The sequence below is a fragment of the Streptomyces sp. NPDC049954 genome (assembly GCF_040656295.1).
Lineage (GTDB): Bacteria > Actinomycetota > Actinomycetes > Streptomycetales > Streptomycetaceae > Streptomyces.
The window spans coordinates 379,260-394,285 of record NZ_JBFALS010000008.1 but is presented as its reverse complement, the minus strand read 5'-3'; the positions used below and the strand labels follow the sequence as shown (position 1 = coordinate 394,285).

At 72.9% G+C, this 15,026-nt stretch carries 13 protein-coding genes; 5 read left to right on the top strand and 8 right to left on the bottom strand.

All coding sequences use genetic code 11. The features are described from left to right. Positions 1–186 precede the first annotated feature (186 nt). Both AB0J21_RS21235 and AB0J21_RS21230 read left to right on the top strand, forming a co-directional pair. Positions 187–1,974, top strand: a complete 1,788-nt coding sequence (locus tag AB0J21_RS21235; protein WP_363147586.1) for a hypothetical protein — start codon at positions 187–189, stop codon at positions 1,972–1,974. Positions 1,975–2,095: 121 nt separating this feature from the next. Beyond that, positions 2,096–2,461, top strand: coding sequence for a hypothetical protein (locus AB0J21_RS21230; RefSeq protein WP_363147585.1), 366 nt, complete (start codon positions 2,096–2,098; stop codon positions 2,459–2,461). Between the two features lie 90 nt (positions 2,462–2,551). Here AB0J21_RS21230 and AB0J21_RS21225 read toward each other — a convergent pair whose 3' ends face one another. Both AB0J21_RS21225 and AB0J21_RS21220 read right to left on the bottom strand, forming a co-directional pair. Continuing rightward, entirely contained in the window at positions 2,552–3,064 is a 513-nt protein-coding gene (locus AB0J21_RS21225; RefSeq protein ID WP_363147584.1) for a DUF3592 domain-containing protein, read from the bottom strand. Between the two features lie 127 nt (positions 3,065–3,191). After that, positions 3,192–5,243, bottom strand: coding sequence for an ABC transporter ATP-binding protein (locus tag AB0J21_RS21220; protein ID WP_363147583.1), 2,052 nt, complete (start codon positions 5,241–5,243; stop codon positions 3,192–3,194). A gap of 741 nt (positions 5,244–5,984) precedes the next feature. On the opposite strand from AB0J21_RS21220, the gene AB0J21_RS21215 reads away from it, so the two are divergent. Next, positions 5,985–6,500 carry an SSI family serine proteinase inhibitor gene (locus tag AB0J21_RS21215; protein WP_363147581.1) on the top strand — a complete coding sequence of 172 codons (516 nt, stop codon included), beginning with the start codon at positions 5,985–5,987 and terminating at the stop codon, positions 6,498–6,500. A gap of 118 nt (positions 6,501–6,618) precedes the next feature. On the opposite strand, the gene AB0J21_RS21210 is transcribed toward AB0J21_RS21215, so the two are convergent. The 5 genes from AB0J21_RS21210 to AB0J21_RS21190 all read right to left on the bottom strand — a co-directional run bounded on the left by AB0J21_RS21210 (position 6,619) and on the right by AB0J21_RS21190 (position 11,261). Next, positions 6,619–6,777 (bottom strand): hypothetical protein, encoded by a 159-nt coding sequence (locus tag AB0J21_RS21210; protein ID WP_363147580.1) that lies wholly within the window; start codon positions 6,775–6,777, stop codon positions 6,619–6,621. A gap of 86 nt (positions 6,778–6,863) precedes the next feature. Further along, positions 6,864–7,811 carry a cytochrome c oxidase assembly protein gene (locus AB0J21_RS21205; protein ID WP_363147579.1) on the bottom strand — a complete coding sequence of 316 codons (948 nt, stop codon included), beginning with the start codon at positions 7,809–7,811 and terminating at the stop codon, positions 6,864–6,866. A 119-nt stretch (positions 7,812–7,930) separates the two neighbouring features. After that, positions 7,931–8,956: a 6-phosphofructokinase gene (locus AB0J21_RS21200; protein WP_363147578.1), complete on the bottom strand. Its 1,026-nt coding sequence runs from the start codon at positions 8,954–8,956 to the stop codon at positions 7,931–7,933. 311 nt (positions 8,957–9,267) lie between these two features. Further along, positions 9,268–9,996: a glutamine amidotransferase gene (locus AB0J21_RS21195; protein ID WP_363147577.1), complete on the bottom strand. Its 729-nt coding sequence runs from the start codon at positions 9,994–9,996 to the stop codon at positions 9,268–9,270. A gap of 26 nt (positions 9,997–10,022) precedes the next feature. Further along, the gene (locus AB0J21_RS21190; protein ID WP_363147576.1) at positions 10,023–11,261 is read right to left on the bottom strand and encodes a MurT ligase domain-containing protein; all 1,239 of its coding nucleotides are present in this window, start codon (positions 11,259–11,261) and stop codon (positions 10,023–10,025) included. A gap of 204 nt (positions 11,262–11,465) precedes the next feature. On the opposite strand from AB0J21_RS21190, the gene def reads away from it, so the two are divergent. Next, a complete protein-coding gene (gene def, locus AB0J21_RS21185) occupies positions 11,466–12,017 on the top strand; it encodes a peptide deformylase (protein WP_363147575.1) in 552 nt (183 codons plus the stop codon). Positions 12,018–12,031: 14 nt separating this feature from the next. Here the strand turns inward: def and AB0J21_RS21180 are convergent, their stop codons facing one another. Then, positions 12,032–12,703: a TetR family transcriptional regulator gene (locus AB0J21_RS21180; RefSeq protein ID WP_363147574.1), complete on the bottom strand. Its 672-nt coding sequence runs from the start codon at positions 12,701–12,703 to the stop codon at positions 12,032–12,034. Positions 12,704–12,853: 150 nt separating this feature from the next. Here AB0J21_RS21180 and AB0J21_RS21175 point away from each other — a divergent pair, with 150 nt between their 5' ends. Then, positions 12,854–14,080 (top strand): acyl-CoA dehydrogenase family protein, encoded by a 1,227-nt coding sequence (locus AB0J21_RS21175; RefSeq protein ID WP_363147573.1) that lies wholly within the window; start codon positions 12,854–12,856, stop codon positions 14,078–14,080. The last annotated feature ends 946 nt before the right edge of the window (positions 14,081–15,026 follow it).

Genomic DNA, 15,026 nt, shown 5'->3' with positions numbered 1-15,026 from the left:
GTGCTCCGCGGAAGGGCCCGTGAGAAGAGAGGCGGGCGGGTCGGGAGGTGAGCGCCCGGTCCCCGCCGGTCACGTGCCGAGGGTTCAGGGGGTGGTTCCTGGTGGTAAGTCACCCCCGACACCTTTCGGGGGAGTCATCCGGAGAACGGGCGCTCACAGGGCGTCCGAGGACGACTGGGGGTCGTGATGCCGGGGGAGAACACGAACCCGCCGCAGGGCGGGCGGCACGAGGAGAACAGAGACACGGAGGGCGCGGGCTTCGGGCCGCCGCCGCCCCCCTGGCCCGGGCGGCCGGAGGAACCGGGCGGCGTCGCGGCGGGCCCGGGCCCGCTGGCCTCGGGCCCGTCCGCCGGCGTTCACGGCGGGACGGGCGAGGTGGGCGGACCGGGATTCGGCCCGCCCGCGCCGCCCGCGTACCCGCCGACCGTCCCGCCGCGCCCGCCGGCCCCCGCCCAGCCGCTGCGGGCCCTCGCGGTGGGACTGCTCAACCTCACTGGTCTCGGCCTTGGTTACGCCGCACTGCGCGCCTGGACCGGACTCGCCGTGTGCTGCATCGCGACCGGCGTCCTGCTCGTGGTCGCCCTGCCCGCCGACGCCGACGGGGTGCCGGGCGCCCTGGTCGTCGGCTACCTCCTCGTCCTGCTCGCCGTCGCGGCGCACGGCGCGGCCAAGGGGCTGCGCACCCCGCTGTTCTGGCCGCCCTCACCTGCGGTGGCGCTGGCCCTGGCCCTCGCGCTGCTCCTCGTCCCGGCCGGCGGGACGCTGCTCTACGACCGCGCCCAGGACGACGCGCACCACGCCGCGGTCGAACGCATGCTGCTGGGCCGGCTCGACGCGGCCGACCGGACCGTCGCGAGCGCGCAGGGAACCCCGTTCGCCACGAGCCAGCCGCGGTTCCGCCAGGCCCTCGGCACGTACCGCGAACTGGCCGAGAAACACCCGGAGTCGGCCGCCGCGGCCCGGGTGCCCGATCGGCTGCGCGCCTATTACGAGGCCGTGGGCGAGCCCTACGCCCAGAAGAAGTACTGCGAGGCCCTCGCCCCGCTGAAGTACCTGCGGACGGTGCCCGCCACCCTGGGCGAGAAGCGCGTCGGCTCCCTCGCCGACTGGCCCGAACAGCGGCTGCCGACCGCGCTGTACGAGTGCGGGGCCGCCGCCGTCGGCAGCGCGGGCACGGCGTACGGCGCGCCGCGCGCCCAGTTCAACGAACTGCTCGCGGACTTCCCCCGGTCACCGCAGGCCGCGCGGGTCGAACCGGCTCTCGGCCGCTCGATCTCCGCCGCCGTCAAGGACGTCGCGGACGACCCGTGCGAGGCCACCGACCGGCTCAAGCTCCTCGCCGCGCAGGCCGCCGCGCTCGAAGGCGGGCCCGGCGCGGTGGCGACGGCCCTCGACAAGGACGCCGCCCGGGCGCGCGGTGAGATCCCCGGCGGCGCCTATGCCTGCGGGGTGGACGCCTACCGGGACAAGGACTTCGACACCGCCGGAGAACGGCTCACCGACTTCGTCAAGACCTACGAGAACGACCGGCACGTCCCCCTGGCCAAGAAGATCGTGACGGCGGCCGAGATCGCCGGGGAGGAACCGGCGGCCGGCCGCAAGCTCCCCACCCTCGCCTCCGGCGGCTCCATCTCCGTGACCCTGACCAACGACAGCCCCGACCCGGTCGAGGTCCTGTACACCGGACCGGTCACCGGCCGGGTCACCCTCGCCGCCTGCCACGGCTGCAAGCGCTACGACTGGACCGACACCCTCTCCCCGTCCTTCAAGCCGTGCTCGGCGGGCCGGAACTACCCCAAGCGGACGATCAGCCTCCCCGCCGGGACGACGTACTTCCTGCACAAGCCGCTCGGCGGGGGAGCGCCCTCCAGCCCCGGCACCGACACCGCCAAGCTCCGGCCGAACTACCTGTACACCGAATGCGCCTACGTCACCCGGGGGCCCGGCATCAATCCCTCGGACATCGCCGGCTGACCGTGCGCCCTCGGCCCGGCCCGCGCGCCGAGGGTGCGCACGGGCTCGGGACGCGGGGCTCGTTCACACGGCTGGTGAGTACGCCGGTGCGGTCGGCCGCGAACGGTAATACGGTACGAAAATGACTGATTCCGCACAGGACGCGACCAGGCCGCCCAGCGACGCCGACCTGGCCAGGGAGGCCGTCGACGTCTATCTGAGCCGACGGCTCTCCGAGTGGGACGGGCAGCTCGGCGCGGCCACCGAGGGCACCAAGGAGTACGAGGAGACACTCGGCTACCGAACGGCCGAGGAGGCCCGGCTGCGCGCCTGGCGCGCGACCGGCCATCTCGACGCGGATCTCGCCTTCGCGGTGGACGAACGGGCCCGTGCCGACGTGAAGATGGGCGCCGTGGACCCCCACCGCCGGGAGGCCGTGCACCGCGGGCTGATCGCCCTCGGCTGGGACCCCGAGGGCGGTACCGGGGCGCGGGTGGCGGGAGGCTGATCCGGGCTCCCGGCCCCGCCGTGGAGACGGCTCGACCGGACGGGGCCGGCTCCCGCCGGAACCGGCCCGCCCCGTCTGTCGCACCCGGACTCAGAACCCGTCGAACCCGTCGAAGCCGTCGGGCGCCTCGGACCCGCCGAAGCCGTCGAACCCGCCGAAGCCCAGCGAGGCGAAGTACAGCCCGAGCGCGGTGAACACGACGAGGAAGGCGATCAGGAACGCCGCCCCCACCCGGCCGCCCGCACCGGAGTCCACGCACACGGCGCGCTCCGGGTGCTCGACCGGGTAGCGGACGGGCACGAGGTCGCCCCTGACCCGCTTGCCCGACGTCTCCTCGAACCGGACCCGCGTGCCGTCCGCGGCGGAGAACTCCAGCAGCGCCCGCCGCTCGGTCCTGGTCGCCGTGTCCGTCTCCGAGAAGGCCGCGCTCTCGCGCCGCGTCACATAGGTGTCCACCACCGTCGCCTCCGCCGTCCGCCCCGTGGCCAGGGTCGTGCGGCGTCGGCGCAGGCGGACCAGAACGCCGATGATCCCGCCCGCGCCGAGAGCCGCGAAGAGCCCTCCGAGCAAGCCGAAGACAAGCCCGAATCCGTCGTCCTCCATCGATGCCCCCCCATGTGTGCCGTCCTCAGCGGCCGGCTGCACAGGGAGACGTCCGCACGAACACGGGGGTTCCGCCGTCAGCGGTCCCGGCCCGCCGGTGACCGGGCCGGGACCGCTGCCGCCGTGCTCAGTCGCTCAGTCCGGCCTCCGCGTCGCGGCGTGCGGCGCGCGGCTCCGGCACCGCGGCCGCCAGCCCGTACTGCGCCGCCTGGATGCGGTACAGCTCACGGAAGGTGCCCGGGCCCGAGCCGGTGCCCGAGAGCAGCTCCTCGAAGGTGCCGCTCTCCACGAGCCGCCCGTGCTCCAGGACGTGGATCAGGTCGGCGGCCCGGACGCTGCCGAGCCGGTGCGTGATGAGCACGACCGTCTGGCCCGCGTCCGCCAGCAGCCTGATCTGCTCGAACAGGCGCTGCTCGGCCCGTGCGTCGAGCGCGGAGGTGGGCTCGTCCACGATCAGGATCTCGCCGCCCCGGTAGTGCGCCCGGGCCAGCCCCAGACGCTGCCACTGCCCGCCGGACAACTGGTGGCCGCCCTTGTACCCGCGCGCCAGCAGGGTGTCCCAGCCGCGCGGCAGCTCCTCGACCAGGTCCTCGGCGCCCGCGTACCGCACCGCGCGCTGCCGGCGCTCCGCGTCCTCGGGCAGCGCGGAGCGGCCGATGTCCACGTTGGTGGCCGCGGTGAACGGCCAGCGCTGGAAGTCCTGGCCCACCATCGCGATCCGGGACACGAGCTGCTGCCGGTCGGCGAGCGCGGTGTCCACGTCGTCCCACAGGACCCGGCCCGACTCCGGCCGGTACAGACCGGCGAGCAGCTTCACCAGCGTGCTCTTGCCGCTGCCGTTCTCGCCGACGAGGGCCACGATCCTGCCCGTCGGGATGGTCAGGCTCACCCCGTCCAGGGCCCGCTGCCTGCTCTCCGTACCCTCCGGGGCCCCCTCGGTCCCCGGGTAGGAGAAGACGACGTCCTCGAAGACGATCCGCGCGGGCGCCTTCGGCAGCGCGGGGCCGCCCCGCGGAACGGCCCGCTTCTCCGCCTCGGCGCACAGACGGTGCAGGTCACCGACGAACAGGCTCTCCTCGTGCATGTAGTTGATCTGGAGGACGAGGGAGTCGAGCCCGGCCGCCCCGCTGCGGATCGCGAGCACCGCCGTGCCGCCGACCGCCAGGGCCATCGTCCCCGACCACAGCAGCCCGCCGAGCGTCGCGTACGCCGCCGCCGTGGCCAGCCCCGTCCAGGTCGCTGCGACCAGCCCGGTGCGGGCCGCGAGCCGGGACAGCCTGCGCTGCTCCTCCTCCTGCGACTGCGACATCAGACGGAAGTGGTGCAGCAGGAACGGCCCCACCTCGTGCACCCGGATCTCGGCGGCCGCCTCCTGCGAGATCAGCAGCCTGCTGATCAGCTGACCCGCCCGCGAGTGCTGCACCCACACCTGGAAGGAGGCGTACCTGCGGCGCGCCACCGACAGCGCCGCCCACGCGCTCGGCAGCGTCATCGCGACCAGCAGCGGCAGCAGCGCCGGATGCAGCGAGGTGAGCACCCCGGCCGCGGCGCACAGCGACATGAGGGAGGCCAGGACGTTCTGGCAGTACTTCACGAGCCGGCGCGCCGAACCCGCCCCGTACTGCGCGCTGTCGAGCAGCTTGTGGAACTCGTCGTCCTCGACCGCCTCCAGTTCGACCCGGACCGTGTGCGACAGGTACCGCTCCGTCGCGACCCGCTCCACCTTGGGCTCCAACTGCCCGGTGGCGGCCGTCGACACCGAGCGCAGCACCGCGCCCGCCGCCGCGGCGCCGCCCGCCACCACGAGCGCCGGGACGCCGTGCGTCAGGCGTTCACCGACCGCTCCGTCCTCCAGGAGATGGGCGAGCACACGGTTGACGGCGACGAGACCGACGGCCTGTGCGGCGCCCCTCCCGGTCTCCGCGAGAGTCACCGCGCGCAGCGCCTTGCGGTCCGCCTCCCAGGCCATGCGCGCGGTGTCGGCGAGCAGCCGGGGCAGCCGCGTGACCATCGCGCGCAGACCGAGCTGCAGGAAGGCGTTCTCGTGGCTGTTCCAGCCCTGGTCGTAGCGGAGCGGACCGCCGAACAGGCGCCGTTCCGACTCGGAGACGCCGCGGTCCTCCGCGGTGGCGGTAGCCGGCTGCGGAGCGGCGGGCGGCGTGGGGGTCGTGCGGCTCATGCGGCCCTCCCGGGTGAGGCGAGTGAACGGTGGGCCGTCGCACCGGACGCGCTGCCCAGCAGCCGCCGGTCGGCGTCAACACGGTGCCCCGGGAAGTGCGGGGCGCCCGTGTCGCGATCGAACACGGGACGGGCGGCGAGGGCAGGGGTGATGAGCGGGACAGGATGCATGGTTCCTCCGGGATCGGGGCCCGCCGGATGCGGACGCTGGACACAACGGAGCTGATCAAGCGGGTGTCACGGCCGGGAACGGGCGATCTCTCGCCCGGATGTTCGATTCGTCGGCCGACACTCCGCGCTCTCCGGGGCTCCCGTCGTCTCGCCGCGTGTTCGAATCACCCGTGTGGTGTGGGCTCACTCGGACGAGGGATTGCGTTGCGGGCGCGAAGAGACCCGAGAGGCTCCCTCCCCGCCATTGCGGGGCCGGTGCGGCTGCGTCCTTGCGAAGGCGTAGGTGCCCCGTGGGGTATCGCCTTGACATATGCCAACGGTGTCGCGCGCGTCACGGCGGCCCGGCGGCGGGGCGGTCCGCCGGACGCCTGGCAGGGACGGGGAGGCGAACGCGCCGGCCGGCCGGGTCGCGGCCACCTCGTCCGGCCGCGCTCCGTGTCGGGAGCCCCCGATCGGTCACCCTCGTTCACTCGTCCGGGCGACTTGCCCGGCGCGCCGCACGGACCGGGGGCTTCGCGTGGGGATGCCGTGGGAGACCCCTGCCCCGCGTACGTCCCCGAGAGGTTCCGGAATGCGTCTCGTCACGGTCCTTGCGGCGGCCCTCATGGCCTCCGCCACCGCCCTGCCGGCCCAGGCGGCGCCCCCGCCGCCGCCCGCCGAGCGACCCGCGCTCCAGCGCCCCGCGCCCGGCGGCCCGCACGACACCGGCCTGTCCGGCGACCCGCGGGCCGACCGGGGGCCCGAGGACGGACCGTGGCGCCCGAACCGGCCGGACCTGCCCGCGCACGGGCTCACCCTGATCGTCACGGACGAGGCGGTCACCTGGGTGCGCACGGTGAGCCTGAACTGTGCCGCGACGCCGCCCGACGGCTCGCATCCGCACCCGGGCCGCGCGTGCGCCGACCTCGCCGCGGCCGGGGGAGAGCCGGACCAGCTCCCCGGCACGTCGCGCGCGTGCACCCGCCGCTGGGCGCCCGTCACCGCCACCGCGTACGGCCGCTACCGGGGGCGCCCCGTGAGCTGGCGGCGCACCTACGCCAACCGCTGCGTACTGCGGGCGCAGACCGGGGCCGTCTTCCGGTTCTGACGAGCCCGGTCCGCGCCCGTCGCGTCCTCCCGCAGAACCCGGCGGAACGCGCTCGCCCCCGTCCCCTCGCGAGGGGACGGGGGCGAGCGCCGTGGTGAGCGCGGTGTGCGCAAGCCGGTCAGGCGTCTCGCGTCATCGTCATCGCGAGCGTGATCAGCCCGATCACCACCCAGCCGAACCACAGCCAGCCGTTGCTGCCGAGCGCCACGGTGTAGGCCGTGACCACGACCAGTCCTGCGATGGTGAGGACCCCCATCGTCTTCGTAGTACCGGGCATCGAGACACCCTCCTCCGGACAGCCGGGGTGCCGCGACACGTGGCCGCGGCCTGGGCTCCATCCTCACCCGGCAGCCCCACCCCGCGCTAGCGCCGGGCGTCCAGGGAAGCGAGATACGCGTTGTACGCCTTCAGCTCGGCGTCGCCGTCCCGGTCCGCCGCCCGGTCCGTGCGGCGCGCCTGCCGCTCCTCGGAGCGGTGCCACTGGAACAGCAGCGCCAGCAGCACCATGACCGAGGGCACCTCGCTGAACGCCCAGGCGATCCCGCCCGCCGCCGTCTGGTCGGACAGGGCGTCGATGCCGAGCGAGGCCGGCGGGTGCTGGAAGGTCCCCACCATCGGGGTCGAGCCCATCATGAGCGCGATGCCGAAGAACGCGTGGAAGGGCATCCCCGCGAACAGCTCCAGCATCCGCATGAGATAACCGGGACGGTGCGGGCCCGGGTCGATGCCCATGATCGGCCAGAAGAACACGACGCCGACCGCGAGGAAGTGCACCATCATCACGATGTGCCCCGTCGTGGAGCCCATCAGGAAGTCGAACAACGGCGTGAAGTACAGCGCGTAGAGACTCGCGATGAACAGCGGGATCGTGAACCCGGGATGGGTCACGACCCGCATGTACACGCTGTGCAGCAGCCACAGCAGCCATTCCCGGGGCCCCTTGCGGCCCTTCCCCGCCACCGGCAGCGCCCGCAGGGCCAGCGTGGTGGGCGCCCCCAGGAGTAGCAGGATCGGCGAGAGCATGCTGATGACCATGTGCTGCACCATGTGCACACTGAACATGACCATGCCGTAGTCGTTCAGCTTCGTGCAGGTCACCAGGGCGATGGTCAGCACACCGAGGACGAAGGCGACGACCCGGCCCCAGGGCCACGCGTCCCCGCGCCGCCGCAGCCGCGCCACCCCCCAGCCGTAGAGCACGAGCGCCAGCAGGCACCCGGCCAGGAAGAAGACGTCGGCCGACGGCTCCAGTCCCCGTCCCAGCGTGAACGGCGGCAGATCGGACATCATGCCGTGCCCGCTGTGATCCATCCGCTGACTCCTGATTTCGTACCGGTTGTCCGCACCAGACTAGAACCGCCCCCGGCCAGGACCTCGGCCGGGGGCGGTCAGCGCGTCGACGACGCATGCGGCCCCGAGGGGCCGGCTTCTCACAGCACGGCGCCGCACTCCTCGTACCGCGCGGCAGGCACCGTCTTCAGCGTCTCGACGGCCGCCGAGAGCGGCACCATCGTGATGTCCGTACCCCGCAGCGCGGTCATCCGCCCGAACTCGCCGCGGTGCACCGCCTCCACCGCGTGCCAGCCGAAGCGGGTGGCCAGGACCCGGTCGTACGCCGTCGGGGTGCCGCCGCGCTGCACATGCCCGAGGATCACCGGGCGGGCCTCCTTGCCGAGCCTGCTCTCCAGCTCCAGGGACAGCTGCCGGGCGATCCCCGAGAAGCGCTCGTGGCCGTAGACGTCGCGCGCGCCCTCCTCGAACTTCATCGTGTCAGGGCGCGGCTTCGCGCCCTCCGCCACCACGACGATCGCGAACTTCTTGCCGGCCGTGAACCGTTCGCCGACCCGTGCGGCGACCTCGTCGATGTCGAAGGGACGCTCGGGCACGAGGATCGCGTGGGCCCCGGCGGCCATGCCCGAGTGGAGCGCGATCCAGCCGGTGTGCCGCCCCATGACCTCGACGATCAGCACCCGCTGATGGGACTCCGCGGTCGTCTTCAGCCGGTCCAGGGCCTCCGTCGCGACCCCCACCGCCGTGTCGAAGCCGAAGGTCACGTCGGTCGACTCGATGTCGTTGTCGATGGTCTTCGGCACCCCGACGACGGGCAGACCCGCGTCCGACAGCAGCCGGGCCGCCTTGAGGGTGCCCTCGCCGCCGATCGGGACGACCGCGTCCAGGCCGAGGTCGCGCAGATGCCCGCGGGCCCGCTCCACCCCGCCGCGCAGATGGGCCGGCTGCACCCGGGAGGAGCCGAGGATCGTGCCGCCCTGCGCCAGGATCCCGCCGACCGCGTCCAGGTCGAGCCTGCGGTAGTCGCACTCCAGCAGGCCCCGCCAGCCGTCGTGGAAACCGATGACCTCGTCGCCGTGGTCGACGGTGGCGCGGTGGACGACGGAGCGGATGACCGCGTTCAGCCCGGGGCAGTCACCGCCGGAAGTGAGGACACCAATGCGCATGGCCCGAAACACCTTTGCAACCTGTGAGGATCACCGGACCGCGGCGTCCGGTGGGGTGTCGTCACCCTACCGGCGCGCGGGAGCGGTTCCGAACCCGGTCCGACACCTGGACAGCTCCTCGCGAAATGGGCTGTGAGCTGCGCTTTCCTCGATTCGTCCGCACTCGCGGCGACCTGGGTGCAGCCGTATACGAATGGCCCGCCCAGACGTGCGGGAGCCCGCTCGAACGCGCTCGGGCGAGCGGTGCGAGCGGGCTCCCGTACGGGCTCCGTACGGCTGCTTGACGCGGCGCGCGGCCGGTCCTGGCGGGCTCAGGCCGGCTGGGTGGCCGCCGCGATGCGCTCGTTGCGCAGCGCCTCGTACCAGCGGTCGTCGGCCGGCGGCAGGGCGTTGACGTCCAGCGCCAGCTTGAGCAGCAGGTCCGCGATGAGCGGGTTGCGCGCCATCACGGGACCGTGCATGTACGTACCGAACACGGTGTCGTTGAAGGCGCCCTCGGTACCGTCCCCGGTGCCGTTGCCCCGGCCGATCCGGGTGCGGGCGAAGGGGCGGGCGGTCGGGCCCAGATGGGTGACGCCCTGGTGGTTCTCGAAGCCGGTCAGCGGAGGCAGCCCCAGGCGCGGGTCGATGTCGGCGAGGACGTCGCCCACGCAGCGCTCGCCCTCCCCGCGCACCGACACGACGTCGAGCAGGCCCAGGCCCGGCTCGCGCTGACCGAGGTCGTTGACGAACTCGTGGCCGAGGATCTGGTAGCCCGCGCACACCGAGAAGAGGATCGCGCCGTTGCCCACGGCCCGCTCCAGGCCGCCGTCCCGGCGCAGCCGCTCGGCGGCCAGTCGCTGCGGCCGGTCCTCGCCGCCACCGATCAGGTAGATGTCCCCCGAGGTGGGGATCGGCTGGTCGCTGCGCACGTCGACGCGCGACACCCCGAGACCGCGCTGCCGGGCCCGCCGTTCCACGACCAGCGCGTTGCCCTGGTCGCCGTAGGTGCTGAGCAGGTCCGGGTAGACCCAGACCAGGCGCAGACTGCTCTCGCTCATATCTCTGTCCTTCCTCAACTGCCTGGTCAGTTCCCGACGCGACGGCGCAGGTCCTGGAACGCCGTGTAGTTGGCGATGGCCTCGATGCGGCCGGGCGGGGCCATGTTGACCGCCTCGTCCACCGTCTGGCACACCCGGAAGTCCAGGCCCGCCACCTCCAGCCGGACCGCGAGGTCGAGCTTGCGGTCGCCCAGGACGAAGATCGGGTGACCGGCCAGACGCGTGTAGTCCACGTCCCACAGCCACGAGGTGTCCGTCCCGTCGGCGCCGCGCGCGTTGACCGCGAGCAGGACCGGGGTGGGCGGCGGGTCGATGAGCGAGAAGGTCTCCAGCCAGCCCGCCGGGTTCTTCGCGAGGAGCAGGCGCAGGTCCCGGCCGAGGAACTGCACGACGTCGTAGCGGCCGGCCACCGCCTGCACCTGGTACATGCGCTCCAGCGCGACCTGCGGGGGGACCCCGAACACAGCGGCGACGGCGGCCGAGGTCGCCGCGTTGGCGCGGTTGGCGCGGCCGGGCAGCTGGAGGTGGATGGGCCAGGCCGAGCCGTTCGGGTCGAGCACGTGCTCACCGGACAGGGCCCAGCTCGCGGCGGGACGGCGGAAACCGCACTCGGCGCAGAACCAGTCGTCGCCCGGACGCTGCATGACGCCGCCGCAGGACGGGCAGGACCACGCGTCGTCCTTCCACTCCTGACCGGCCGCGACCCAGATCACGTTCGGTGAGGAGGAGGCCGCCCACACCACGAGCGGGTCGTCCGCGTTGGCGATGACGACGGCCTTGGAACCCGCGAGCCCCTCGCGCCAGTGCTCGGCGAGCATGCGGGTCTCCGCCGCCCGGTCGAGCTGGTCGCGCGAGAGGTTGAGCAGGGCGATCGCCTTCGGGGAGACGTCCCTGGCCACCCCCGCGAGGTACTTCTCGTCGACCTCGATGACCCCGAAACGCGCGTCGGAACCGCCCGCGAGCGCCGAGGTGATACCGGCCGGCATGTTGGCGCCCAGCGCGTTGGACACCACGGGCCCGGCCGCGCGCAGAGCCTCCGCGATGAGCCGGGTCGTCGTGGTTTTCCCGTTGGTGGCGGAGACCAGGACCACGTCGAGATGGGTCGCGAGCCGCGCCAGCAGATCGGGGTCGAGCCGGAGCGCGACCTTGCCGCCGATCACCGATCCGCTGCCCCGGCCCGCCGCGCGGGACACCGCCGCGGCCGCCTTGCCTGCCGTCACGGCCAGCTTGGCCCGCGGCGACAGCGGGTCCGAGTTGCCTGCCATCGTCCTAGATCCTCCTTGCATACGGCGCCGCGCCTGTCTCCTGCCCGGGCGAGCCCTTCGGGGGTGGTGCGGTGGCGCCCCCCTGGCGCCGCACGCCGGCGGGGAGGCATCGGTCGAGTGCAGCCTACCGAGATCCACTCCCGGCCCCGTACCGCGGCACCGCCGGAACGGCCGCTCGGGAGACGGATCGTAAGGTTGACGACCATGCGACACGGTCCCATCCCGGGCAGTTCCGGACACGTCCGGCCCCTCACCCTCCTCGGCGATCCCCTGCTGGCCACGCCCGCCCGCGAGGTGACCGGCTTCGGCCCGCTGCTCGCCCGGCTCGTCGAGGACTTGTTCGCCACCATGTACGCCGCACGGGGAGTGGGCCTGGCGGCGAACCAGATCGGGGAGGGGCTGCGGGTCTTCGTCTACGACTGTCCCGACGACGAGGACCGGCGCCATCTCGGACACCTCGTCAACCCCCGGCTCGTCGACGTGGACGGCCCTGCCGTGCGCGGCCCCGAGGGCTGCCTGTCCCTGCCCGGTCTCGAAGCCGGCACCGAACGTTTCGACCACGCGGTGCTCGAAGGGCAGGACGTCGACGGCCGGCCGCGCCGGGTCAGCGGCACCGGCTTCTTCGCGCGCTGCCTCCAGCACGAGTACGACCATCTGGAGGGCCGCCTCTACGTGGACCGGCTCGACGGGTGGCGCCGGCGCCGGGTGCTGCGGCAGGCGGGCCGTACCGAGTGGGGGCGGGCGGCGGGGGCCTGACGGGCGCGGGGCCCTTAGAAGGGCAGTCCGCTCTCCGCGCGGTCGGGGAACTCGCCCAGCCGGCCCCACAGCAGATCGGCGAGGTCGCGCACCAGCTCGGCGCGCTCGCACGGGTGCTCGCCGAGCCACCAGTCCCCGGCGGCGTGCATCATGCCGACGATGCCGTGGCCCCAGGCACGGGCCCGGCGCTCGCCGCCCGGCCCCAGGTCCACCCGCTCCGCGATGACCTCGGCCAGCTCCTCGCCGAGCCGGCGCAGCAGCGGGGCCGAGTGCAGGCCCACGTCGAAACCGGAGTCCGGTTCGCTCTCGGCGGCGGAGGCGCCCTCGGCGGGGTGCATGAGGAAGCGGTAGACCTTCGGACGGGCCTCGATCGCCGCGAGGTAGGTGTCGAGGGTGGCCTCGACGCGCTGCCTGCGGCTGGGGGCGGGGGCGTCCAGGGCCTTGCGCAGGGAGGCCAGGAGGGCGTCCGTGTGGCGGGTCGCGAGCGCCCGGTACAGGCCGCTCTTGTCGCCGAAGTGCCGGTAGAGGATGGGCTTGGTGATGCCCGCCTCGGAGGCGATCGCGTTCATCGAGGCGCCCGGGCCGTCCCGCAGGACCACTCGGTCGGCGGCCTCCAGCAGCTCCCGTCGGCGCGACGCGGCGGACCGCTGCTGCTGCGCGCGGTGTGTGGTGCCGCTGCTCTCCAAGACTCTCTCCCCGCCCGTGCGATATAGGTGGCGCACGCGCAACCTAACACCGTGCGCGGGAGGGGTGTCGGCGGGCCGGAGGGCGGTTGACATGCGTACTTGTCGGTAACAGACTCGGGTTACCTTAAGTAACAAGCTGTGGGAGGGGTCATGGCCGAGTTCACCATGGAGCTGAACGAGGAACAGCGGGAGATCCGGGACTGGCTGCACGGCTTCGCCGCCGATGTGATCCGTCCCGCCGCCGCCGAGTGGGACGAGCGGGAGGAGACCCCCTGGCCGGTCATCCAGGAGGCCGCCGAACTCGGGATCTACTCCCTGGACTTCTACGCCCAGCAGTTCTTCGACCCGACCGGGCTCGGCATCCCGATGACGATGGAGGAGTTGTTCTGGGGTGACGCCGGTATCGCCCTGTCGATCGTCGGCACCGGTCTCGCCGCCGTCGGGGTGCTCGCCAACGGCACCGAGGAGCAGATCGGGACCTGGGTCCCGCAGATGTACGGGGACGCGAACGACGTCAAGGTCGCGGCCTTCTGCTCCTCCGAGCCGGACGCCGGTTCCGACGTCTCCGGCATGCGTACCCGCGCCGTGTACGACGAGGCCAAGGACGAGTGGGTGCTGAGCGGCACCAAGACCTGGGCCACCAACGGCGGCATCGCCAACGTGCACGTCGTCGTCGCCGTCGTCGATCCCGAGCTGGGTTCCAAGGGCCACGCCTCGTTCATCGTGCCGCCGGGGACGCCGGGCCTGTCGCAGGGCCAGAAGTTCAAGAAGCACGGCATCCGCGCCTCGCACACCGCCGAGGTGGTCCTGGAGGACGTCCGCGTCCCCGGCGACTGCCTGCTGGGCGGCAAGGAGAAGCTGGACGAGCGCCTGGCCCGGGCCCGGGAGCGCGCGAGGGCGGGCGGCGAGCGCATCAAGAACGCCGCGATGGCGACCTTCGAGGCGTCCAGGCCGGCGGTCGGCGCGATGGCCGTCGGCACCGCCCGCGCCGCCTACGAGGAGGCGCTGGAGTACGCGAGGACGCGCACCCAGTTCGGCCGCCCGATCATCGACAACCAGGGCGTCGCCTTCCAGCTCGCCGACATGCGCACCCAGGTCGACGCGGCCCGCCTCCTGGTGTGGCGCGCCTCCTGGATGGCGAGCGCGGGACGCCCCTTCACCTCGGCCGAGGGCTCGATGTCGAAACTCTTCGCCAGCGAGACCGCGAAGAAGGTCACCGCCCAGGCGATACAGATCCTCGGCGGCAACGGCTACACCCGCGAGTACCCGGTCGAGCGCATGCACCGCGACGCCGCCATCTACACGATCTTCGAGGGCACGAGCGAGATCCAGCGCCTGGTCATCGCCCGCACCCTGGCGGGGGTCCCGATCCGGTAGGACAGGGCGGGCTGTGGACGCTGCTTACTCAACGGCGCCGCGCACGCCAGCCGTTGACGCCTGCCACTGCGTGTCAAGAAGTTGAAGGAGTCGAGCGACGGGAGCGGCGGCCGCGCGAGGACGCCGTCTACGTCGTGTCCACCCCCCTGTGCCTCGCGCCGAGACGCCGCGCGGTAGGACCGTCCAGGGGGCCCTGCCTGCAAGTTGGCCCAGAAGCGGACCGCGGAGCAGACGAGCGAGGCGAGTCCGCGTGATGCAACTGGCATATGCCGGTGGCGAATCTGTTCGAGGATTCCTCATCATTCCCAGGACACGCCCGAGCCACCCGTTCTAGGCTCGCTTCCAGGCGGTGATTCGTTGCTGCAAGCACACCTCTGATCGCACACGTGATCACGAATCGGAGGTGAGCGTGGAAGAAGCGAAGGAACCGCCGCGCTGGAAGCGGCCGCTGCGGAAGCTGCGGGCGCCGTCGTGGCGGCGCTGGGCCCGGAGGGGCCTGGCGCTCGGGTCATTCCTGATGTCAGCAGTTCGACTCGTACTCGATCTGCTCAGGCACTGACACGCACCGGAGGCCACTCCGGAGCCAACTCGACCGCAGGGGGTGCGCTGAGCGCGCCCCCTGCCTCTTCCCCAAGTGCAAGAGTCCAAGCCTTGGGTATCCGTGCTTCACGGTAGACCAGCGTGAGTCACTCGCGCAGGAGAACATGTGCGCATAATAAAATTTCTCGCGAGGCCCGCAAGGCGATGCACGCTTCGCGCGGCCGCGAAAGTGCAGGTCAAGGGGGTAGGTGAGGCGAGGACCGTGAGTCGACTAGCGGTTCTCCTCCGAGCGCATACCTCAACGTTCAGGGGTGCTCCTGTCGCCGGCTCCCATGGCCCGGTGGCAGTCCGAGCCCGGAGCACCGACTCACGTGAGTCGGTGCTCCGGGCTGCTCGATCCGCCTGA

Excerpts from the sequence above, each read along its gene's own strand:
- AB0J21_RS21195 (WP_363147577.1), bottom strand. The coding sequence starts at position 9,996 with ATGAGCGAGAGCAGTCTGCGCCTGGTCTGGGTCTACCCGGACCTGCTC.
- AB0J21_RS21205 (WP_363147579.1), bottom strand. The coding sequence starts at position 7,811 with ATGGATCACAGCGGGCACGGCATGATGTCCGATCTGCCGCCGTTCACG.
- AB0J21_RS21230 (WP_363147585.1), top strand. The coding sequence starts at position 2,096 with ATGACTGATTCCGCACAGGACGCGACCAGGCCGCCCAGCGACGCCGAC.
- AB0J21_RS21220 (WP_363147583.1), bottom strand. The coding sequence starts at position 5,243 with ATGAGCCGCACGACCCCCACGCCGCCCGCCGCTCCGCAGCCGGCTACC.
- def (WP_363147575.1), top strand. The coding sequence starts at position 11,466 with ATGCGACACGGTCCCATCCCGGGCAGTTCCGGACACGTCCGGCCCCTC.
- AB0J21_RS21175 (WP_363147573.1), top strand. The coding sequence starts at position 12,854 with ATGGCCGAGTTCACCATGGAGCTGAACGAGGAACAGCGGGAGATCCGG.
- AB0J21_RS21210 (WP_363147580.1), bottom strand. The coding sequence starts at position 6,777 with ATGCCCGGTACTACGAAGACGATGGGGGTCCTCACCATCGCAGGACTG.
- AB0J21_RS21215 (WP_363147581.1), top strand. The coding sequence starts at position 5,985 with ATGCGTCTCGTCACGGTCCTTGCGGCGGCCCTCATGGCCTCCGCCACC.
- AB0J21_RS21200 (WP_363147578.1), bottom strand. The coding sequence starts at position 8,956 with ATGCGCATTGGTGTCCTCACTTCCGGCGGTGACTGCCCCGGGCTGAAC.
- AB0J21_RS21225 (WP_363147584.1), bottom strand. The coding sequence starts at position 3,064 with ATGGAGGACGACGGATTCGGGCTTGTCTTCGGCTTGCTCGGAGGGCTC.
- AB0J21_RS21235 (WP_363147586.1), top strand. The coding sequence starts at position 187 with ATGCCGGGGGAGAACACGAACCCGCCGCAGGGCGGGCGGCACGAGGAG.
- AB0J21_RS21190 (WP_363147576.1), bottom strand. The coding sequence starts at position 11,261 with ATGGCAGGCAACTCGGACCCGCTGTCGCCGCGGGCCAAGCTGGCCGTG.